Origin of the sequence: Halostella litorea (assembly GCF_004785955.1) — an archaeon.
Classification (GTDB): Archaea; Halobacteriota; Halobacteria; order Halobacteriales; family Natronoarchaeaceae; genus Halostella; species Halostella litorea.
Genome location: NZ_SJER01000001.1, coordinates 121,399 through 140,662, shown reverse-complemented (window position 1 = coordinate 140,662; position 19,264 = coordinate 121,399). Strand labels below are relative to the sequence as shown.

The 19,264-nt window shown below is 70.5% G+C and carries 19 protein-coding genes; 10 read left to right on the top strand and 9 right to left on the bottom strand.

Going from position 1 to position 19,264, the window contains the following annotated elements; all coding sequences use genetic code 11:
* Positions 1 to 39: 39 nt before the first annotated feature.
* The gene (locus EYW40_RS06185) at positions 40 to 600 is read left to right on the top strand and encodes a class I SAM-dependent methyltransferase (protein WP_135820762.1); all 561 of its coding nucleotides are present in this window, start codon (positions 40 to 42) and stop codon (positions 598 to 600) included.
* Positions 601 to 621: 21 nt separating this feature from the next.
* Here EYW40_RS06185 and EYW40_RS06180 read toward each other — a convergent pair whose 3' ends face one another.
* The 4 genes from EYW40_RS06180 to EYW40_RS20165 form a co-directional block, all read right to left on the bottom strand.
* The gene (locus EYW40_RS06180) at positions 622 to 1,734 is read right to left on the bottom strand and encodes an aminotransferase class V-fold PLP-dependent enzyme (RefSeq protein WP_135820761.1); all 1,113 of its coding nucleotides are present in this window, start codon (positions 1,732 to 1,734) and stop codon (positions 622 to 624) included.
* Between the two features lie 131 nt (positions 1,735 to 1,865).
* Positions 1,866 to 2,549 carry a hypothetical protein gene (locus tag EYW40_RS06175; protein WP_135820760.1) on the bottom strand — a complete coding sequence of 228 codons (684 nt, stop codon included), beginning with the start codon at positions 2,547 to 2,549 and terminating at the stop codon, positions 1,866 to 1,868.
* Complete coding sequence (locus EYW40_RS06170; protein WP_135820759.1) at positions 2,542 to 2,820, bottom strand: sulfurtransferase TusA family protein; 279 nt, start codon at positions 2,818 to 2,820, stop codon at positions 2,542 to 2,544. The genes EYW40_RS06175 and EYW40_RS06170 overlap by 8 nt, the downstream gene beginning before the upstream one ends.
* Positions 2,817 to 3,767 carry a hypothetical protein gene (locus EYW40_RS20165; RefSeq protein ID WP_135820758.1) on the bottom strand — a complete coding sequence of 317 codons (951 nt, stop codon included), beginning with the start codon at positions 3,765 to 3,767 and terminating at the stop codon, positions 2,817 to 2,819. The genes EYW40_RS06170 and EYW40_RS20165 overlap by 4 nt, the downstream gene beginning before the upstream one ends.
* A 157-nt stretch (positions 3,768 to 3,924) precedes the next feature.
* Here EYW40_RS20165 and EYW40_RS06160 point away from each other — a divergent pair, with 157 nt between their 5' ends.
* The 5 genes from EYW40_RS06160 (at position 3,925) to EYW40_RS06140 (ending at position 9,031) form a co-directional block, all read left to right on the top strand.
* On the top strand, positions 3,925 to 4,785 hold the full coding sequence (locus EYW40_RS06160) for a hypothetical protein (protein ID WP_135820757.1): 861 nt from the start codon (positions 3,925 to 3,927) through the stop codon (positions 4,783 to 4,785).
* A 78-nt stretch (positions 4,786 to 4,863) separates the two neighbouring features.
* Complete coding sequence (locus tag EYW40_RS06155) at positions 4,864 to 6,624, top strand: cbb3-type cytochrome c oxidase subunit I (RefSeq protein ID WP_237560568.1); 1,761 nt, start codon at positions 4,864 to 4,866, stop codon at positions 6,622 to 6,624.
* 52 nt (positions 6,625 to 6,676) lie between these two features.
* A complete protein-coding gene (locus tag EYW40_RS06150) occupies positions 6,677 to 7,228 on the top strand; it encodes a DUF8114 family protein (RefSeq protein ID WP_135820756.1) in 552 nt (183 codons plus the stop codon).
* On the top strand, positions 7,225 to 7,950 hold the full coding sequence (locus tag EYW40_RS06145; RefSeq protein WP_135820755.1) for an RNA methyltransferase: 726 nt from the start codon (positions 7,225 to 7,227) through the stop codon (positions 7,948 to 7,950). The genes EYW40_RS06150 and EYW40_RS06145 overlap by 4 nt, the downstream gene beginning before the upstream one ends.
* A gap of 55 nt (positions 7,951 to 8,005) precedes the next feature.
* Positions 8,006 to 9,031 carry a hypothetical protein gene (locus EYW40_RS06140; protein ID WP_135820754.1) on the top strand — a complete coding sequence of 342 codons (1,026 nt, stop codon included), beginning with the start codon at positions 8,006 to 8,008 and terminating at the stop codon, positions 9,029 to 9,031.
* Here EYW40_RS06140 and gatE read toward each other — a convergent pair whose 3' ends face one another.
* From gatE to EYW40_RS06125, 3 genes are read right to left on the bottom strand one after another with little or no spacing between them, the layout of a single operon-like run.
* Positions 9,032 to 10,900 carry a Glu-tRNA(Gln) amidotransferase subunit GatE gene (gene gatE / locus EYW40_RS06135; RefSeq protein ID WP_135820753.1) on the bottom strand — a complete coding sequence of 623 codons (1,869 nt, stop codon included), beginning with the start codon at positions 10,898 to 10,900 and terminating at the stop codon, positions 9,032 to 9,034. It abuts the gene before it with no gap.
* 36 nt (positions 10,901 to 10,936) lie between these two features.
* Positions 10,937 to 12,640, bottom strand: coding sequence for a PH domain-containing protein (locus EYW40_RS06130; protein ID WP_135820752.1), 1,704 nt, complete (start codon positions 12,638 to 12,640; stop codon positions 10,937 to 10,939).
* 12 nt (positions 12,641 to 12,652) lie between these two features.
* A complete protein-coding gene (locus tag EYW40_RS06125) occupies positions 12,653 to 13,144 on the bottom strand; it encodes a PH domain-containing protein (RefSeq protein ID WP_135820751.1) in 492 nt (163 codons plus the stop codon).
* 104 nt (positions 13,145 to 13,248) lie between these two features.
* Between EYW40_RS06125 and EYW40_RS06120 the strand changes: the two genes are divergently transcribed.
* Positions 13,249 to 14,013: a GNAT family N-acetyltransferase gene (locus EYW40_RS06120; RefSeq protein WP_135820750.1), complete on the top strand. Its 765-nt coding sequence runs from the start codon at positions 13,249 to 13,251 to the stop codon at positions 14,011 to 14,013.
* Here the strand turns inward: EYW40_RS06120 and EYW40_RS06115 are convergent.
* Together EYW40_RS06115 and EYW40_RS06110 are read right to left on the bottom strand one after the other, a co-directional pair.
* Positions 14,008 to 14,238 (bottom strand): HVO_2901 family zinc finger protein, encoded by a 231-nt coding sequence (locus tag EYW40_RS06115; protein ID WP_135820749.1) that lies wholly within the window; start codon positions 14,236 to 14,238, stop codon positions 14,008 to 14,010. The two genes, EYW40_RS06120 and EYW40_RS06115, sit on opposite strands and share 6 nt — an antisense overlap.
* A gap of 116 nt (positions 14,239 to 14,354) precedes the next feature.
* Positions 14,355 to 15,764 carry a class II fumarate hydratase gene (locus tag EYW40_RS06110; RefSeq protein ID WP_135820748.1) on the bottom strand — a complete coding sequence of 470 codons (1,410 nt, stop codon included), beginning with the start codon at positions 15,762 to 15,764 and terminating at the stop codon, positions 14,355 to 14,357.
* 255 nt (positions 15,765 to 16,019) lie between these two features.
* On the opposite strand from EYW40_RS06110, the gene EYW40_RS06105 reads away from it, so the two are divergent.
* From EYW40_RS06105 to EYW40_RS06095, 3 genes are read left to right on the top strand one after another with little or no spacing between them, the layout of a single operon-like run.
* Positions 16,020 to 17,333: an ABC transporter substrate-binding protein gene (locus EYW40_RS06105; protein ID WP_135820747.1), complete on the top strand. Its 1,314-nt coding sequence runs from the start codon at positions 16,020 to 16,022 to the stop codon at positions 17,331 to 17,333.
* Positions 17,334 to 17,351: 18 nt separating this feature from the next.
* Complete coding sequence (locus EYW40_RS06100; RefSeq protein ID WP_135820746.1) at positions 17,352 to 18,335, top strand: carbohydrate ABC transporter permease; 984 nt, start codon at positions 17,352 to 17,354, stop codon at positions 18,333 to 18,335.
* Entirely contained in the window at positions 18,332 to 19,252 is a 921-nt protein-coding gene (locus tag EYW40_RS06095; RefSeq protein WP_135820745.1) for a carbohydrate ABC transporter permease, read from the top strand. Before EYW40_RS06100 ends, EYW40_RS06095 begins: the two co-directional genes overlap by 4 nt.
* The last annotated feature ends 12 nt before the right edge of the window (positions 19,253 to 19,264 follow it).

Sequence of the window (19,264 nt, the reverse complement as noted above, 5' to 3'; positions counted from 1 at the left end):
CCACACCACTCTTGGCGCGCCCCGCCGTAGCGTCCCGACATGGGCTTTCACACGTACGACCCGGATCGGGCCGACCGGCTGGAGGACGCCGCGTCGCGCTACCGCTACTGCTCGGCGGAGGAACTGCTCGGCGCGCTCGCCGACGCGGGCGAGGTGGTGGACGTCGGCAGCGGCACGGGGTTTTACACCGACAGCGTGGCCGCACACGCCGACCGCGTCCACGCGGTCGACGTGCAGGCCGCGATGCACGACCGCTACCGCGAGAAGGGCGTCCCGGACAACGTGGACCTGGTCACCGCCGAGGCGGCCGACCTGCCGCTGCCCGACGGCGCGGCCGACGCCGTCGTCTCCACGATGACGTACCACGAGTTCCACGGCGAGGCGGCGCTGGCGGAACTCCGGCGCGTGCTCCGGCCCGGCGGCCGCCTCGTCGCCGTCGACTGGTCCGCCGACGGCCCGGGCGAGTCGGGACCGCCCGTCGACGAGCGCTACGGCCCCGCCGACGTGCGGGCGCACCTGACCGAGGCGGGGTTCGACCCCGACCGCATCGACGAGCGTCCGGAGACGTGGCTGGCCGTGGCGACCGTCCCCGACGCGTAGCGCCGGCGGGGCGGGCGCGGGCTACGCCTCGAACGCGTCGAGGAAGGCGTCCACGTCGTCGGCGGTGTTGAACGCGTGCAGGGACACCCGCAGCGACGCGGGGTCGGGGATCGACCGCACCACGATGCCCTCGTCGCGCAACCGCTCGACGGTCCCCGCGGGGTCGTCGTCGGAGAGCGTCACGAGGCCGGACTCGAACTCGCGGGGCGACAGCAGGCGCTCGTCGTCGATCCCGGATTTCAGCCGCTCGGTGAGGCCCTCGATGCGGTCCCGGACAGCGTCGGGGCCGACCGACGCCATCACGTCGATTGCCTCCCGCAGCCCCGCGTACGGCGCGGGCGAGACGGTACCGACCTCGAACCGGCGCGCGCCGGGGTGGAACTCGTACCCCTCGTCGGCGTTCGGCTCCACGACGCCGCGGTAGCCGACGGCGGCGGGGTCGAGCGCCGCCGCAGCTCCGTCGCGGACGTAGAGGAAGCCGGCGCCCCACGGGCCGAGCAGCCACTTGTGGCCGGCGGCGGCGACAAAGTCCGCGCCCCACTCCCCGTAGTCGACGGGGACGTGGCCCGGCACCTGCACGGCGTCGACGAGGGTGCGAGCGCCGTTGTCGCGGGCGATATCCACGGCCTCGGCGACCGGGAGGCGGGTACCGTAGTTCCACGACAGCGCGCTGAAGGCGAACAGTTTCGCGTCGCGGGTCGCCTCCTTGACCGCGTCAAGCGGCAGGCGGCCGCCCTCGCAGGCCACGGTCCGGACCTCGACCCCGTGAGTCTCTGCGAGGTGTCGCCAGGGGAGGATCCCCGCGGGGTGCTCCAGGTCGGTCCGCACCACGACGTCGCCCGGCTCCCAGTCCATCGCCGCGGCCACCCGGCTGATGCCGTCGGCCGTGCTGTTCGTGAGCGCTATCTCCTCGGGGGCCGCGCCGACGAAGCCGGCGACGGCCTCGCGGGTCTCCTCGTACGCGCCGAAGGCGTACTCGTAGGGGTCGCTGTCGGCGTGGGAGCGCTCGTGTTCGTCGACCGCACCTTTCGTCGCCTCGGTGACGGACCGCGGGCTCGGCCCGGACGCGCCGGTGTTGAGGTAGACGGCGTCGTCCGTCGCGGGGATCGCCGCGCGGAGGTCTTCGGGAGTCATCGCCGGGAGGTTCGGCCCCCCCGCGTATAGAACCGGGGGACGGGCGCTGTCATAGTGCTACGCTCACTGTGTACCGGTGATCGCCGATACCGGTGCGGCCGCTCGCCGGTACCCGGCGAGCGCAAACAGTCTCAGACGCGCTCGACCGAGAAGGGCGTCTCCGGGCCCGCGGGGGCTCGCAGGACCGACTGGACGCGGTCGTGCCACGTCTGGTAGAACCGCTCACGCTCCTCGGCGGAGGCCTCGCCGCCGACGATCCGCGGGATCATCTCCATCGGCTGCCCGCCGCCCTCGTCGGGGTCGACGCCGGTCGCGGCCGGGTCGAAGGCGACCCGCACCGCCTCGTCGGTGTCGGTTCGGGCGAACTCGAAGGCGCGCCCGTCGCCGGGCACGTCGCCGAACGAGAGCAGGTCCTGCCGGCCACCCACGCCGGCGAGTCCCTTGAACCCTGTCTCGTCGGCCGCTCCGGTTATCTGGCGGATCGCCGCGGCCATGGGGCCGAGCCCGTGGTCATCGGGCGAGCCGCCGACGGTGACTGCGACCTGGCTCCTGACCGGCAGTTCGTCGGGGTAGAGCTCCGCGAGGGCGAGTTGCGTCGCGCGGTACGCCCCGGCGACCGCCGGACAGGCGTGCCCGGCGGACTTCGCCACCTCGGGGAACCGGACGACGAGCGGTTCGCCCTCCGGCACCATCCCCAGCAGCTCCGCCAGCGGGTCGCGGACCTCGATGGGGTCGGCGTCCGCGAGGCGCTGCCAGGGGGTCGGGTCGGAGTCGAGCACTGTGCTACTGGTCGGGTCGGGTGCGGTGTCACTCATGGATGCGAAGGTAGGTCGCGTACTCCTTGCGGACGATGCCGGTGCGCTCGCGCTCGATGCCGAGCAGTTCGTGGGCGGTCTGCTCGGCGAGTTTGGGGTACTCCTGCTCGGCGCGGCGGTCGGTGCTCAGCACCTCAAGTACCGCGCCGTCCGGGAGGTCCTCCAGCGCGCGCTGGACGCGGGCGATGCCGTTGGCGCAGCCGCGGCCGCGGTTGTCGACCGTGCGGTCGGGGTCCCGCGCCGCCGCGGGCAGGTCGGTCTCGGCTGTCATCCGTCCCCCTCCCCGGCGGGGCCGTCGGCGATGTCGCAGACGCCCTCGATCGGCGAGCAGGCCCGCCACATCGGGCAGAGCTTGAACACGACGAACAGCGTCCCGACCGCGCCGACCTTCGCCAGCACGGCGAGGCCGACGGGCGAGCCGAGGTACGTCCCCAGCGACGCGCCGAGCGCGTCGACGGCCTGGTACAGCCCGGTGAGCAGTATCGTCGGGAAGACGAACCGGACCACCCACCGGAACCGCTCCAGTTGCTGGCCCGCCGCGCCGACGACGGCCGTCGTCGGGTTCGCCTGCCCGGTCGGCACCGCGATGAAGATGTTCCACACCGCGCCGCCGATCCACGCCGCGAACGCGAGCAGGTGGAGCGACCGGACGGCGACGGCCGCGGGCGGGCCGGCGGTCAGCGCCACCTCCGCCGTCGCCGTGGCCCCGACGGCCGCGAGCGCCGCGGCGAGGGCGGCGAGCCCCAGCGGACTGCGGAACGACGCCGCGGCGGGTCGCTCCCGCGCCGCGTCGGCGACGACGAGGGCGGCGGTCGCCGCGAGCGCGACGCCGAGGCCGGCGAGGACGGGGTCCGCCAGCCGCTCCGCGTAGGCCGGGAGCGAGACGGCGCTCCCGGCGGCAAGCACCGCCGCCGCGCCGACGGCGATCCGGTCGAACCGGCCGTACATCCGCTCGCAGTACTCGCCCGCGTCGGCCTCGACGTCGCGGGGGCGGACGAACCCGTGCTTCCAGAGCAACCCGCCGGCGAGCACGCCCAGCGCGACGAACTGCGCCCACTTGGCGACGACCAGCAGCGGCCGCCACCGCCCGGAGAGGCGGACGGACACGCCCACGCCCACCAGCGAGGCGACGAGGATGATCGTCAGCGCTACCTTCGGGAGGAGATACCGGTCGAAGAGGTCGTCGGCGACCGCGCCGACGGTCTGCGTGCGGGCCATGGGGCACTCCCCTGGTTTTAGGCAGGCCAAAACCTAAGCCGTGGCCGCGAACGTGTTCGCGCCGGCGACGGACCCCCCGGTCGGTCGGGCCGCCGGGCGGGACGGGCCGAACACCTTCGCCCCGACCGCTTCCCCGCCCGGTCCCGTACCGTCGCGCATGGCAGACGGCGCGGCGTCCGTGTCGTGGCAGCGCGTCCCCCCGTCGGCGCTCGCGGAGCCGCTAGTCGTCGAGACGCCGCTGGTCGAGGTCAAACTGGAGCATCCGGGCCTGTTGGCCGCGCGCCTCGGCGAGGGCTTTTTCCCCGACGCGGTGCCGTACGTCGCGGACGGCGAGCCCCGGACGGTGTACTGGCGCGGCGCGCTCCCGGCGGCCGGCCCCCCGCCGTCGGCGTGGGACGGGGTGTGTGCGACGACCCACGGACTCCGGGCGCTGGCCGGCGGGACCGACGGCCTCCCGCCGCTCGCCGGCGACGCCGACGGCGGGACCGAACTCGTCGTCGACGGCACCGTCGGCGGCGACTCGACGGCGGCGGTCGTCCGCGACTACGACCCGCCGGCGGTCGGCGTGGCGAGCGTCGGTCCCGACGCAGTCGGCGTGACGACGCCGGCGGGGCGGGTCACCGTCCCGGCGGGCGACCGGAAGCGCGTCGAACTTTCCGACCGCACGGTCGCGACGGCCGACGGCGACCGCCGCGAGGTGACCCCCCGACTTACGGTCAGGTTCCCCGGCCGTCGGACGCTGTACCACCCGGACCGGGGCGCGGGGTACGCGCTGTTCCCCTCGTTCGGTCTGGACCTCGACGCGGTGTCGAACCCGGTCGAGGTGCCGACGACCGCGGGCGAACTGGACGACGGGGCGCTCGCCGCGGCGCTCGGCGTCGACCTCGACGCCCGCCCCTACCCGGAGCGTGTGCTGTGGCAGGCGTTCGCCCACGCGGCGTTCGACCCCCACCGCGACGGCGAGGCGCGGATCGCGGCGGTCGACGCCCGCCTCGTCGCCGTCGGGAACCCGCCGTAAGCGATCCGGGGCAGATTAACCCCGACCGAACATGTACCGGAGAAGGGGTATGTCGGTCTCTTCCGAACCCCTCCGCACATGGTTTCGAGCGCGACGCAGCTCTCTATGACGGCGGCGATGGGTCTGTTGCTCCTCGTCGTCGCCCGGTGGGTCGGCACGTTGGAGGACTGGCGGTCGTACACGCCCAGCGGCGTCGGCCGCGGCGGGACGGCGACCGAGCGCGAGACCGTCGAGAAGCCGGGCGGCATCGTCCGGTGGCTCACGACGGTCGACCACAAGGACATCGGGCTGCTGTACGGCCTCTTCGCCGTCATCTCGTTCGCGTGGGGCGGGATCGCGGTCCTGCTGATGCGGACCGAACTGACGACGGCGTCGACCGCGTTCCTCTCGACGGGGACGTACAACGCCCTGCTGACGAGCCACGGGATCACGATGCTGTTCCTGTTCGGGACGCCGATACTGGCGGCGTTCTCGAACTACCTTATCCCCCTGCTCATCGGCGCGGACGACATGGCGTTCCCCCGGATCAACGCCATCGCGTTCTGGCTGCTCCCGCCCGGCGCGTTGCTCATCTGGGGCGGCATCCTGCTGGAACCGTTCGGCGCGATCGAGGGCGCACAGACCGCCTGGACGATCTACCCGCCGCTGTCGGTCCAACAGACCAACCCCGGCGTCGACCTGCTGATACTGGGCTTGCACCTGACGGGGGTCTCGGCGACGATGGGGGCGATCAACTTCGTCGCCACCATCTTCACCGAGCGCGGCGAGGAGGTCGGCTGGTCGAACCTCGACATCTTCTCGTGGACGATCCTCGTCCAGTCGGCCCAGATCATCTTCGCGTTCCCGCTGCTGGGCAGCGCGCTGGTTATGCTGCTGCTCGACCGGAACTTCGGGACGACGTTTTTCGCCGTGGAGGGCGGCGGCCCGATCCTCTGGCAGCACCTGTTCTGGTTCTTCGGCCACCCCGAGGTGTACATCCTCGTCCTCCCGCCGATGGGCCTGATAAGCTACATCCTCCCGCGGTTCGCGGGGCGGAAGCTGTTCGGGTTCAAGTTCGTCGTCTACTCGACGCTTGCGCTCGGCGTCCTCTCGTTCGGCGTCTGGGCGCATCACATGTTCACGACGGGCATCGACCCGCGCCTCCGCGCTAGCTTCATGGCCGTTTCCATCGCCATCGCCATCCCGAGCGCGGTCAAGACGTTCAACTGGATGGCGACGATGTGGAACGGCGCGCTCCGCCTGACAGCGCCGATGCTGTTTTGCATCGGGTTCATCGCCAACTTCATCATCGGCGGCGTCACCGGCGTGTTCGAGGCGGCGATCCCCGTCGACATGGTGCTCCACGACACGTACCACGTCGTCGCGCACTTCCACTACGTCATCATGGGCGCCATCGCCTTCGCCGTGTTCGCGGGGATCTACTACTGGTTCCCGCTGGTGACGGGACGGTGGTACCAGCGCACGCTCGCGAAGTGGCACTTCTGGCTCTCGATGGTCGGCACCCACCTCACCTTCTTCCCGATGGTGTTGCTCGGCTACGGCGGGATGCCCCGGCGCTACGCGACCTACGAGCTGACGGTCGGCCCGCAGGCGTACTTCGTCGGCCTCCACCAGCTGGTGACCCTGGGGGCGTTCGTGCTCGCCGCCGGGCAGCTGATCTTCGTCTGGAACCTCATCGTGTCGTGGCTGGAGGGCAAGCGCGTCGAGGACGGCGACCCCTGGGACCTGGCGGAGCGCGGCCTCAAGACCCGCGAGTGGGACTGGTTCGAGCAGCAGCGGACTGCCCCCGACGGCGGCTCCCCGGCCGCGCCGGAGGGCAGCGAGCGCCACGCCGACTGACGCGCTCGCCCGTTCCAATCGGCTTTTACGCGCTCGACGGCTATCTCCGCGCATGTCGAAGGTCAGCATCGGGCTTCGCGGGTGGCGCTTCGAGGAGTCCGAGATACTCACCGAGGACGGCGACTGGCGGCCGTTCGACGAGATGCCCGAGGAGTCCCGGGACCGCCTGATCCGGCTCCGGTCGCTCGTCACCAAGCCCTGCGACGCCTGCTACCTGATCCACGGCGAGGAGGCGAAAGAGCGGTGCCGCGAGGCCGAGATCGTGTACGGCGAGCCGTACGCCGAGGTCGTCCTGTGTAGCGAGCACGAGGCCGACTTCCTCTACTGGTTCCGCGAGGCGGGCGGCGACGCGTACGCCGGCGAGGACGAACTGCAGGGCGCGTTCCACGACTGGTTCGCGGACGGCAACCGCGCGCCGGACGGCTACATCGGCGTCGAGCACGTCGACACCGACCCCGCGGACCTGCCCGAACCGCCGGAGGACGCGAAACCGGAGGAGGAGCGCCGCCGGATCGACCTCCGCGAGGGGATGGACCCCGAGGAGGAGGGCCTTGACGACGCCGACGTGGACGACCTGGACCTCTCGACCGACTACCCCACATGAGCGCGCCGACGGTCGTCGTCGTCGAGCCACAGACCCCGGGCAACGTCGGGACCATCGCCCGGGCGATGAAGAACTTCGGGTTCTCGGACCTGAAGCTCGTCGACCCGCCGGAACTCGACCGCGACGGCGAGGCGTACGGCTTCGCCGGGCAGGCCCGCGAGGACGTGTTGCCCAACGCCGACGTCGTGACGTTCGACGAGGTGGTCGAGAACTACCACACGGTCGGCATGACGGCGATCACCAACGAGGACTGCCGGAAGCACACCCGCTTCCCGTACGTCACGCCGGCCGAACTCGCCGACGACCTGGCGACCGTCGACGCCGATACCGCGCTCCTGTTCGGCCGCGAGGACAACGGCCTCCGGAACGACGAACTGGAGCGCGTCGACCGGATCGGCGCGATCCCGGCCAGCGCCGACTACTCGTCGCTGAACCTCGGGCAGGCGGCGACCGTGACGCTGTACGAACTGCGCGACCTGACGCTCGACGAGACCCAGTTGCCCGACCGGGAGCGCGAACGGGCGGCCCAGCCGGCGGTGGAGCGCCTCCACGACGAGTTCTCGGGGTTCCTCGACGCCCTGGGCCACCCCGCGGAGAAACAGCCCAAGACCGAGCGGATGCTCCGCCGCGTCGTCGGCCGGACCCACCCCACCGAACGCGAGACGTCGCGGCTGACGGGGCTGTTCCGGAAGGCGGCCGACCGCCTCGACCGCGACGAGTAGCCGCGAAAGTGACACTCGGCAGAAAACATTAGTGCCGTACCCACGAGGGAGGGGTATGGCTCGGTCGGACCGGCGGACGGTGCTGGAAGCGGCGGGGGCGGCGGGCATCGCCCTCGTCAGCGGCTGTAGCGGGGTGCTCGGCGGCGACGGCGACGACGGGGGATCGGAGGATCGCGCCCCGGACTTCCGCCGGTGGTTCCCGACGGCCGCGGCGATGGGCTCTGCGGGCGGCCCCTACCTGTACGCCGTGTTCGACGTGGCGACGCTGACCGCCCTCGACGGGGGCGGCGAGGGGACGCGGACGGAGACGGAGCGGGAGACGGCGACGGCGGCCGCGGCGGGCGACCCGCTCGTCGCCAACCCGGTCGACGTCTACGCCGTCGCGACGCTCCTGACCGAGGACTACCCCGAAATGGGCCTCTCGCCGGTGCTCGACGGACTATCCGCGGAGTCGGGGGCGGTCGACCGCTGGGTGCTGGTCGACGGGCACAGCGTCTTCGAGGGGTCGTTCGACGAGGACGAACTCCGCGGCGCGGTTGAGTCGGCCGGCTACGACGACCCGACCGATGTGGGCGAGTTCTCGCTCTACGGGCATCCCGACGAGCCCTACGCCGTCGCGGTCCACGACGACGCCGTCGTCGCTGTCTCGGCGGACGACGGGGACCCCACGGCCGTCGCGGCGGCCATCGCACGGGCCGGGGACGGCGACGACCCGCGGCAACACGAGGCCGACGACACGTTCGACGCGGTCACCCGCGGCACGATGGGCGGCGACGTCGTCTACGGCGTGGTCCCCGGGACGGAGACGTTCGAGCCTGACTCGTGGGAGTCGAGCAACTACGAGTTCGACCTGTCGCCGTTCGTCGGCGCGGTCGGGGTCTCGCAGTCGCTGACGGTAAACGTCGACTCGGGGAGCGGGACCGCGCGGGCCCACGTGGTGTACGGGAGCGAGGACGACGTGGACGTCGACCGGCTGGAGGGCCTGCTTGGCACGGCGGCCGCGGAGTTCGACCTCCGGCAAAACGGCGCCGAGGTGACGCTCGAAGCGACCTACGGGAGCGACGACGTCGGCGCGTGGTAGCTACGCCCGCTGCTGGATCTCCTCGCGGAGCACCTGGCTGACGAGGTCGCCGTCCGCCTTGCCCCGCAGCGCGCCCATCGCCTCGCCCATGAGGCCGGAGAACGCACCCATCCCCTCCTGTTCGACCTGGTCGGCGTTGCGTTCGACGACCTCGACGACGGCCTCGCGCACCTCGCTCTCGTCGACGCCGCCCAGGTTCTCCGCCTCGACGGCCTCGGCGGCGGTCATCCCGGGGTCCTCCGCGAGCGCGGTCAGGAGGTCCTCGATCCCCTCGCTTGGCACCTCGCCCTCGTCGACGAGCGTGACGGCGTCGCGGAGGTGGTCGTCGGTCAGCGCGTCGACCGGCACGTCGTCCCGGCGGAGCGCGGTGAGCGTCGACTCCAGTGTCCCCGCGGCGAGCGTCGGGTCGACGCCGGCCCGAACCAGGTCCTCGAACAGCGGCATCCGGCGGCCGTAGGCGACCTGCTCGGCGAGGCCGGCGTCCAGCCCGTGCTCGTCCTGGTAGCGCTCGACCTTCTCGGTGAGCAGTTCGGGCGTCTCGACGTCCGCGACGTCCGGTTCGACGGGCGGCACGTCCGTCTCGGGGTACATCCGCGCCGCGCCGGGGAGCGGGCGGAGGTACGACGAGGTGCCGTCCTCGTTCGCGCCGCGGGTCTCCTCCGGCACCTCCTCGATGGCGACGGCGGCGCGCTCGGCGGCGGCCTCGACCGCCGCGGCGGCCGTCCCCTCGTCGTCGGCGACGATGGCGACCGCGTCGTCCTCGCCGGCGCCGACCGCCTCGCGCAGGGCCGCGACCTCCTCGTCGGTGACGCCGTAGGCGGGGAGTTCGTCGGTGTGGAAGATGCCGCCCGCGCCGTGGCGCTTGGCGTGGTCGGAAAGCTCCGTGCCGAGGCGGCGGTCGGGCTGGATCTCCCGGCCGACGAGGCCGTCGAACCCGTACAGCGGGACGGCCTTCACCGCGCCGCCGTCGTCTATCGCCCCGCGGATCACGCCGCTGTCCGTGTCGGCGAAGGCGTCGGTCACGTCGGTCGGGTCGCCGACCGCCGCGCCGCGGGCCTGCAGTTCCTCGGCGACGTCGAGCAGTTCGACCTGCCGCCGGACCTCGTTGCGGATGAGGTCGTCGATGTCGTCGAGGCTCTGGACGCCCTTCATCTCGACGCGCGCGCCGTCGGCGATGGAGACGTTCACGTCCTGGCGGATCGTGCCGAGGCCGCGCTTGACCGCGCCGGTCGACCGCAGCAGCATGCCGATGCGCTCGGCGGCGGCGCGGGCCTGCTCGGGCGTGCTGATGTCGGGCTTCGTGCCGATCTCCACGAGGGGGATGCCGAGGCGGTCCAGCGAGTAGCGGACGCCGTCGTCGGTCTCGGCGACGCGCTGGGCGCTCTCCTCCTCCAGCATCAGGTCCTCGATCCGGACGGTGCCGGCGTCGGTCTCGATGGCCCCGTCGCTTGCGACCTTCGTCGTCCGCTGGAAGCCGGAGGTGTTCGACCCGTCGACGACGATCTTCCGCATGACGTGGGCCTGGTCGACGGGGTTCATGTCGAGTAGCTGTGCGATCTCCAGGGCGACCTCCATCGCCTCCGCGTCGAGGCGGTGGGGCGGCTCGTCGTCCGCCTCGACGAGGCAGGTAGTGTCGTAGGCGAGGTACTCGAACTCGCGGTCGACCTGGCTCTCCTCCAAGGCCGCCTCGTCTATCTCGCCCAGTTCGCTCTTCGTCGGGTGGAGGTAGCGTGTGAAGGTCCGCGTGGCCTCGTCGGGCTCGCGCAGCTCGGTCGGGCACTCGCAGAACAGCTTCGTCGCCGTGTCCAGTTGCTGGTGGATCTCCAGCCCGGCGACCAGCCCGAGCGCCTCGTAGTCGTACTCCGTCATTGGTGACGTGTGGGAGCGCGCGCGGTAAAAAACCGTTCAGTTCGCGTCCGGGTCGCGCTCCCGGTCCTCGCCGTCGGGGTCGGCGGGACGGTCGTCCCGCAACGTGTCTTCTGCGTCGCCGTCGTCCCGGGATACCGCTCCGTTGCCGGACACTTCGTCGGCCTTGCCGCCGTCAGCCGGCTCCCCCGCGCCGTCGCCGTTCGGGACCGCGTCGGCGGCCTGGTCGGCCGCCGGTCGCTCGCGGCGCTCGCGCAGGCTCGTCTGGAGCCGGTCGCGGAGCAGTCCCCGGATGCGGGCGGCGTCGTCGGCGTCGACGTCTATCGCCGTCGCATCGCGCTGCCGGATGCTGAACGAGCCTGCCGTGTCGGCGGTGAGGTTCGCCAGCCCCCACCGTCGCTGGAAGGGGTTCCGGCTCCGGACGACCGTCTGGAGGCGGTAGTAGGGGACGACCTTGGTCGTCCGCGTCCAGAAGCCGGCCCGCGTGACGACGTGGTCGTCCTGCAGGTCGTACCCGCGGTGTTTCCACGTGAGCTGGGCGGCGACCGGGACGGCGACGAGCAACGCGAGGGCGGCGTACCACGCGTCCGGCGCGCCGAAGGCGCGGTTCACGCCGTACAGGACGGCGGTCAGCACGCCGACGCCGATGGAGTAGCGCCCCAGGTAGCGCCGGCGGGCGCGGCTCGGCGGCCGCTCGAACGCCGGGTCGTCGAACGCCTCGACCGACGACGCGAGCTCCAGCACGTGATCCCGGCGGGCCAGCGGCACGGCGGACTCGGAGCCGGCGGCCTGCCCGGCCGCGTACCCCGCCGTCTCGACGACGAGCGTCGCGTACCCCGCGGTCCGCGTGACGGGGTTGTCGGTCATCGTCACCGTCTGGACCTTCTCGATGGGGATCGACCCGCTGTAGCGCTGGAGCAGGCCGCGCTCGTACTGCAGTTCGTCGCCGACGCGGGTGAGCTCGAAGTCGTAGTACCGGGCGAACGTCAGCGCCGCGCTGATCACCCACGCGCCGACCACGAGCGCGACGAGCCGCGAGACGACGAGCAGCGCCGACGGCTGCGGGGTCGACGGCGTGAAGAAGGCGAGGATCGTCGACAGGTCGACCAGTTCGACGTACGGGAAAAAGAGGACCGAGAGGACGAGCGCCCCGGGGCTGACCGAGGCGAGGCTGAGAAGCAGGAGTTCGGGCGTCTGAATCGCGAACAACTGTTCGGTCTCCTCGTCGGGGTCGTAGCCGCACGCCGCGGCGGCCGTCGGAGCGGGGCCGTCGTCCGCGGACGCCGCCGCCTCGGCCCCCGGGTCCCGGCTTTTCGCGCGGCGGAGTTCGCTCTGGAGGCGCTTCGCCTCGTCGTAGCCGACGTACTGGAGGGACGCCTCCGTCTCGCCGCCGCCGGCCGTCTCGATGGTGAGGACGGCCACGTCGAGCGCGCGCTGGACGATGTTCTGGCTGATGTCGACGTTCTGGATCCGGTGGAGCGGTATCTCCCGCTCCCGGCGGGCGACGACGCCGGAGTCGATGTCGAACGTGTCGTCGGTCAGTTCGTACTCGAACCGGCGGTAGTACGCCACCTCGTAGGCGACGCCGACGACGAAGCCGAACACGGCGAGGGGAATCGTGAGGGACAGCCCCTCCAGCCCGAACGGTCCCGCGGCGACGACGCCGAGGAAGAACAGGCCGGACGCGCCGGTAAAGCCGCGCGAGACGCCGCGGTACGGCAGCGATATCGGGTGGAGCTTCATTGGACGTGGGGGTTACACCGCATCCTGCTGTTCGCTCTCCCGCGCCAGTTCCCGGAGTTCGGACTGGAGCGCCTGTGCGCGTTCGGGCGTCAGGCCGGGGATCGTCACGTCGGCCCCGCGCGATCCGGCGGTGTACACGACGACGCTCGCCAGCCCCGTCGCGCGCTCTACCGGGCCGCGCTGGGTGTCGACGTGCTGGACGCGGACGAACGGGACGACGGTGTCGACGCGGGTCAGGACGCCGCGTTCGAGGTACAGCGCGTCCTCCTGCAGGTCGAACCGCCAGATGCGGTAGTGGACGAGCGCGTGGGCGAGGCCGAGGACGAACACGAGGACGCCGAGCGCGACCGGCAGGGCGAGGCCGAGGTCAGCGACGACGCCGAGGTCGACGCCGACGGCGGGGGCGCCGCGGACGCCGATGCCCGTCAGGACGGTCAACACGGCCGCGGCGACGGCGGCACCGAGGCCCCAGACGACGCGGATCCGCGGGTGGAGGCTCTCCATGACACGGTGTGGCGGCCGACGGCTGATTAAACCGCCCGGTTTCCGCGCGCCGAACCGACCCGGCCGGCCCCGCGTTTATTCGGCCGGACGGTGTAGTCGACGGTATGGACGTACACGAACCGGACACCGTCGACGGCGAGGCGATCAGGGACGTTGCCGGGCGGTCGCTCCGCGCGTCGTACGGCCTCAGCCCGGAGACCATCGAGGCCCTGGTGCACGAACAGCAGGGGGACGACCGCCTCGACGACCTGGCCGCCGACGAGCGCGGCGTCGTGGTCGTCGCGACGGGCGAGACCGGGGTCACCGGCTTCGCGCAGGGCGAGGTCGACGACGAGGGCCGCGGGAACGTCCGGTGGCACCACGTCGCGCCGGAGGCCCGCGGGCAGGGGGTCGGGACGGAACTGTTCGAGCGCATCGAGGCGGCCCTCGAGGAGCGCGGCGCGGAGTCCGTCCGCGCGCACGTGCTCGCGGACAACATGGAGGGCGCGCAGTTCTTCGAGCGGTTCGGCTACGCGGAGGCCGACACGACGGAGGTGGAGATAGCCGGCGAGGAACACTCGGTCAACCTGTTCGTGCCGGAGGAGGGAGTCGAGGCCGAGAGCGGCGACGACCGAACCGACCCGGGCGAGGTGCCAGACACCGTCGAGGCCGACGGCGAGACGCTGTACGTCGACCACGACGAGGAGCTTCCGGGCGACAAGGGGCCGTTCTTCGAACTGTACTCCGACGAGGCCCGCGAGTCGCTGTACGCCTACTGGTGCTCCCACTCGGAGAGCGTGGTCGCGGCGGGCGACGACCTCGGCCGGCTGGAATGTCCGGACTGCGGGAACGTCCACCGCGCCGACGAGTGGGACGACAGCTACCTATAGCGTCACTTTCGCGTCCGATACCGCGACGAGGTCCTCCCCGCGTCCCTCGCCGTCGCACTCCTCGCTCGGACATCGGTAGTGCCAGCCGTCGCGTGTGGCCGCGCCCTCGCGGAAGCGCTCGCCGCAGACGCGACAGACCATGTCGGCGTCGGCGCAGGTGTCGCGATGCAGGTCGAGGGCGAGTTCGGTCGGGAAGCTCCGATTGCAGTTACGACAGGTGTGCATATCGGGGAGTATCACGGCATCACCCAAAACTACACGTGTTCGTTTACGGCACTGAGAGCGGGTAACACGGCCCACGAACGGGGGATCGGCGGCGCGGGGCGAGCGGTCGGTCCGGGTTACTCGTCGCCGCCGAGGATGCCGCGGTGGGTCATCTTCTCGGGGTCGAGCACCTCGTCGACCTCGTCCTCGTCGAGGTAGCCCTTCTCGACGACGACCTCGCGGACGGTCTTGCCCTCCTTCAGCGCGGTCTTGGCGACCTCGCTGGCCTTGTCGTAGCCGATGGCGGGGTTGAGCGCGGTCGCCAGCGCCATGCTCTGCTGGACCTGCTCCTCGCAGTGCTCCTCGTTTGCCTCCAGTTTGCGGACGAACTTCTCGGCGAACGCCTCGCTGGCGTTGGCGAGCAGCGACGCCGACTGGAGGTAGTTGTACGCGATGACGGGCTTGTACAGGTTGAGGTCGATCTGGCCCTCGGCAGCGCCGGCGGAGACGGCGGCGTCGTTGCCGACCACCTGCTTGTGGACCTGGTTGACCGCCTCGGCGACGACGGGGTTGATCTTGCCGGGCATGATCGACGACCCGGGCTGGTTCTCGGGCTGTTCGATCTCGCCCAGCCCGTTGCGCGGGCCGGACGCGAGCAGGCGGAGGTCGTTGGCGACCTTGTTGAGCGACCCGGCGACCGTCCGGAGCGCGCCGTGGGCCTCGCTCATCGCGTCGTGGGCGGCCTGGGCCTCGAAGTGGTCGTCGGCCTCGCGGAACTGGACGCCGGTCTCCTTGGTGACGTACTCGGCGACGAGGCCGGGGAAGTCCTCGTGGGTGTTCAGCCCCGTGCCGACGGCGGTGCCGCCGAGCGCGAGTTCGGCGAGGTGTTCGCGGGTGTTGTCAACGCGCGCGAGGCCCTTCTCGACCTGCGTGCGGTAGCCGCCGAACTCCTGCCCGAGGCGGACGGGCGTGGCGTCCTGGAGGTGCGTGCGGCCGGTCTTGACCACGTCGTCGAACTCGTCTTCCTTGGCTTCGAGCGCCTCGCGGAGCGTGTCGAGCGCGGGGATGAGGTCCTTCTCGACGGCCTCCAGCGAGGCGACGTGCATCGCGGTCGGGATCACGTCGTTGCTGGACTGCCCGAAGTTGACGTGGTCGTTCGGGTGGATCTCGCGGGTGCCGACCTCGCCGCCGTAGATCTCGGTCGCGCGGTTGGCGATCACCTCGTTGGCGTTCATGTTCGTCGAGGTGCCCGACCCGGTCTGGAACACGTCGACGGGGAACTGGTCGTCGTGCTCGCCGGCGATGACCTCGTCGGCGGCAACGACGATGGCCTCGCCTTTCTCCTCGGGGATCAGTTCCAGGTCGAGGTTGGCCTGTGCGGCGGCCTTCTTCACCACGCCGAGCGCGCGGACGAACCGCCGGCCGAACGTCAGCCCGCTGATCGGGAAGTTCTCGACCGCGCGCTGGGTCTGTGCGCCCCAGTACGCGTCCGCCGGCACGCGCATCTCGCCGAGGCTGTCCCGCTCCGTGCGGTAATCGTCGGACATACCCGACCGTCGGACCGGTACGGGGTAAAAGCCACCGGAACGCCGCCGAGCCGACCCGTTCGGCCCCGTCCCGGACGGCGAAGGCTTATCCTCGGCGCCCCGAAAGTACATACTCCACGAAACCGCCGGCGAACAGGTCCGTGGAGAAATATAATTCGAGTTATATAAAAAGTTCACTCGTTCACGAATTAATTTGGGAAAAGCTTAAGTTACTTCCCTATTATCTTTCGTGTGAGTCTCAACAGAGGCAGGAACATGACAGACGAAACCAATACTGACGACCTTACACGTCGTACGATACTCAAGACCACCGGCGCGGCCGGTGCTATCGGGATGACGGGTGCCGCGGGATGCCTGAGCGCGATCACCGGGGGCGACGGCGGATCGGGGACGCTGAACGTCCTGCACGGCTGGACCGGCGGCGACGGGAAGGCGGCCGGCGAGGCCCTGTTCGAGGGCTTCCGCGAGGAACACGGCGACGTCGACACGAACATCGAGCCGATCGGCGGCGGCGGCAACGAGAACCTCGACACCGTCGTCAGCAACCGGCTGAGCAGCAACGACCCGCCGTCCTCCTTCGCCGGGTGGCCCGGCCGCAACCTGGAGCAGTACGACGGCGTGCTCGGCGACATCGAGGAGGACGTCTGGGACGATGCCAACCTGAAGGACGCCCACGTCGACGAGGCCGCCGAACTGTGTAACGTCAACGGGAGCTACTCCGCGGTGCCGATCGGCTCCCACCGGCTGAACTGCCTCTTCTACAACGTCAGCGTCGTCGAGGAGGCGGGCGTCGACCCCACCGAGATCTCCAGCGTCGACGGCCTGCTCGACGCGCTCGGCCAGGTCCAGGACAACACGGACGCCGTCCCGATGGCACAGGCGATGGTCGCCCCCTGGACGACGCTGCAGCTGTTCGCCGTCGTCCTGCTCGGCCAGGAGGGGTACGACTCCTACATGAACTTCGTCGAGGGCGGCGACGCGGAGAACGCCGTCAACAGCGCGCTCCAGACGACGGCGGAGATCCTCGAGAACTACATCAACGACGACGCCTCCTCGATCGGGCTGACGGAGTCCAACAGCAAGATCATGAACGGCGAGGCGGCGTTCATCCACCAGGGTAACTGGGCCGCCGGCGCGTACCGGAACAACGACATGACCTACGAGGAGGACTGGGGCTACGTCCCGTTCCCGGGCACCGACGGCCTCTACACGTTCCACATCGACTCGTTCATCTACCCGGTCGACAACAGCGGCGAGAACCCCTCGCCCGAGGCGACCAAGACGTTCATGAAGTACGTCGGCGGCGAGCAGGCCCAGATCGACTTCAACAGCCGCAAGGGGTCGATCCCGACCCGGACCGACGTGTCGAAGGACGAGTTCGGCCCGTACCTCCAGCAGACGATGGAGGAGTTCCAGAACGCCGAGGAGCTCCCGCCGACCATCGCCCACGGCCTCGCCGTGAGCCCGTCCCAGCTCGAGAGCCTGAAGGAGGTCATCACCTCGGAGTTCACCGGCCCGTACAACGTCGACGCGGCCACCGAGGGCCTCATGGGCGTCGTCCAGGAGTAACACCGCCCCCATCTTCCAATGCGCCATTTATTGACCGCCGCAAAACGGTTACTCGTCGGCAAAGACAACGACGAGGAGGTCCGCGCGGACGGCGGGACGGTCGAGGAGTCCTCGGGGTTGCGCGACAGGCTCGACAGCGACCTCATCGAGTCCAGCCCCTTCTGGCTCCCGCCGTTCCTGCTGATGGGCTTTTTCGTGTACGGCGCGATCGCCTGGAACGCCCTCATCTCGCTGACCGACCACAGCGGGTTCGGGCCGATCGACTACTCGTCGCTCGACTTCGAGATGTACACTCGGGCGTTCAACGACTCCCAGTTCATCGTCGCCGCCCGGAACACGGTCGTGCTCATCGTCTCGTTCATCGTCGTCTGTCTGGTCATCGGGCTCGTGCTGGCGATCCTGCTCGACCGGCAGATCCGGTTCAAAAACGGGTTCCGGACGATCTACCTGCTCCCGATGAGCCTGTCGTTCGTCGTCACGGCCCAGTTCTGGCTGTGGCTCTACAACGTCGAGGACGGGATCGTAAACGGCATTCTCGGCGTGGTCGGCCTCGGCCCGTACAGCTGGATCGGTGACCCGCAACTGGTGCTCGGCGCGGTCGTGTTCGCGCTGGTGTGGCAGTTCAGCGGCTACACGATGGTCGTCTACCTCGCCACGCTCCAGTCGATCCCCGACGAGCACTACGAAGCGGCCCGGGTCGACGGCGCGAGCACGATCAAGATGTACTGGCGGGTCATCATCCCGCAGCTTCGCAACGCGATGGTGAGCGCCACCGTCGTGTTGATGGTGTTCGCGCTCAAGGCGTTCGACTTCCTGTACGCGCTCGTGGGCGGCTACCGGCCGCCGAAGGGGGCCGACATCCTCCCGACCCTGATGGTCAGGACCGCGTACAGCAGAAACGAGTTCGCGTACGGTTCGGCGATCGCGATCCTGCTGTTCCTGCTCGCGCTGAGCATCGTCGCACCGTACCTCTACCACCAGCACAAGCACGGGAACCTATGAGCGGGGAAACATCCACGACGACGGACGAGTCGACCGGAACGGGCAGCGGGATCAGCGGCAAGCGGGTCGGCCTCTACTCGGTGCTCGTCCTGCTGGTCGGCTTCTTCCTCGTCCCCATCGAAACGGGGCTGGTGACGTCGCTCAAGACCTCGGGCGCGGTCACGGGGACCGCGCCGTACGCGCCGCCGCTCGGCGACGGCTTCACCCTCGCCAAGTGGCAGACGGCGTTCGACCAGCTCGCGAGCGGGCTGTTCAACAGCGTCGTGATGGCCGTGCCGGCGACCGTCTTCTCCGCGCTGCTGGGGAGCATGGCCGCCTACGGCCTCACCCAGATCAGCTGGAAGGGGCAGATCCCCATCCTGGCGCTGTTCGTGGCCGGGATCTTCATCCCGTACCAGGCGGTGCTCGTACCGCTGACCCAGTTCTGGTCGATCTACTTCCCGGTCGACGACCTGTTCTGGTTCGTCTGGCAGAGTCCGGTGGTCCCCGCGGACTACGCGGACCTGCTCAAACTGGTCATCACGCACATCGCCTACGGCATCCCGATCTGTACGATCCTGTTCCGGTCGTTCTACAAGTCGATGTCCGTCGAGATGATCGAGGCCGCACGGCTGGACGGCGCGAGCATCCGCCGGATCTACCGGCGGATCGTGTTCCCGCTGTCGACGCCGATGTTCGCGGTCGTGCTCATCTACCAGTTCACCCAGATCTGGAACGAACTGCTGTTCGCGCTGATCCTGATCTCCAGCGGGAGCAGCGAGGCCGCGCCGGTGACGCTCATCCTGGCGGGTCTGGGCGAGGCACAGCAGGGAACCGACTTCGGCCTGCGGATGGCCGGGGCGCTCCTGACGGCGCTCCCGACCCTCGTCGTCTACGTGATGTTCGGCGAGGAGTTCGCGGAGGGAGCGGCGACATGACTATCACCACTC

Coding starts and splice junctions, on each gene's coding strand:
- EYW40_RS06185 (WP_135820762.1), top strand. CDS start 40: ATGGGCTTTCACACGTACGACCCGGATCGGGCCGACCGGCTGGAGGAC.
- EYW40_RS06180 (WP_135820761.1), bottom strand. CDS start 1,734: ATGACTCCCGAAGACCTCCGCGCGGCGATCCCCGCGACGGACGACGCC.
- EYW40_RS06175 (WP_135820760.1), bottom strand. CDS start 2,549: ATGAGTGACACCGCACCCGACCCGACCAGTAGCACAGTGCTCGACTCC.
- EYW40_RS06170 (WP_135820759.1), bottom strand. CDS start 2,820: ATGACAGCCGAGACCGACCTGCCCGCGGCGGCGCGGGACCCCGACCGC.
- EYW40_RS20165 (WP_135820758.1), bottom strand. CDS start 3,767: ATGGCCCGCACGCAGACCGTCGGCGCGGTCGCCGACGACCTCTTCGAC.
- EYW40_RS06160 (WP_135820757.1), top strand. CDS start 3,925: ATGGCAGACGGCGCGGCGTCCGTGTCGTGGCAGCGCGTCCCCCCGTCG.
- EYW40_RS06155 (WP_237560568.1), top strand. CDS start 4,864: ATGGTTTCGAGCGCGACGCAGCTCTCTATGACGGCGGCGATGGGTCTG.
- EYW40_RS06150 (WP_135820756.1), top strand. CDS start 6,677: ATGTCGAAGGTCAGCATCGGGCTTCGCGGGTGGCGCTTCGAGGAGTCC.
- EYW40_RS06145 (WP_135820755.1), top strand. CDS start 7,225: ATGAGCGCGCCGACGGTCGTCGTCGTCGAGCCACAGACCCCGGGCAAC.
- EYW40_RS06140 (WP_135820754.1), top strand. CDS start 8,006: ATGGCTCGGTCGGACCGGCGGACGGTGCTGGAAGCGGCGGGGGCGGCG.
- gatE (WP_135820753.1), bottom strand. CDS start 10,900: ATGACGGAGTACGACTACGAGGCGCTCGGGCTGGTCGCCGGGCTGGAG.
- EYW40_RS06130 (WP_135820752.1), bottom strand. CDS start 12,640: ATGAAGCTCCACCCGATATCGCTGCCGTACCGCGGCGTCTCGCGCGGC.
- EYW40_RS06125 (WP_135820751.1), bottom strand. CDS start 13,144: ATGGAGAGCCTCCACCCGCGGATCCGCGTCGTCTGGGGCCTCGGTGCC.
- EYW40_RS06120 (WP_135820750.1), top strand. CDS start 13,249: ATGGACGTACACGAACCGGACACCGTCGACGGCGAGGCGATCAGGGAC.
- EYW40_RS06115 (WP_135820749.1), bottom strand. CDS start 14,238: ATGCACACCTGTCGTAACTGCAATCGGAGCTTCCCGACCGAACTCGCC.
- EYW40_RS06110 (WP_135820748.1), bottom strand. CDS start 15,764: ATGTCCGACGATTACCGCACGGAGCGGGACAGCCTCGGCGAGATGCGC.
- EYW40_RS06105 (WP_135820747.1), top strand. CDS start 16,020: ATGACAGACGAAACCAATACTGACGACCTTACACGTCGTACGATACTC.
- EYW40_RS06100 (WP_135820746.1), top strand. CDS start 17,352: ATGCGCCATTTATTGACCGCCGCAAAACGGTTACTCGTCGGCAAAGAC.
- EYW40_RS06095 (WP_135820745.1), top strand. CDS start 18,332: ATGAGCGGGGAAACATCCACGACGACGGACGAGTCGACCGGAACGGGC.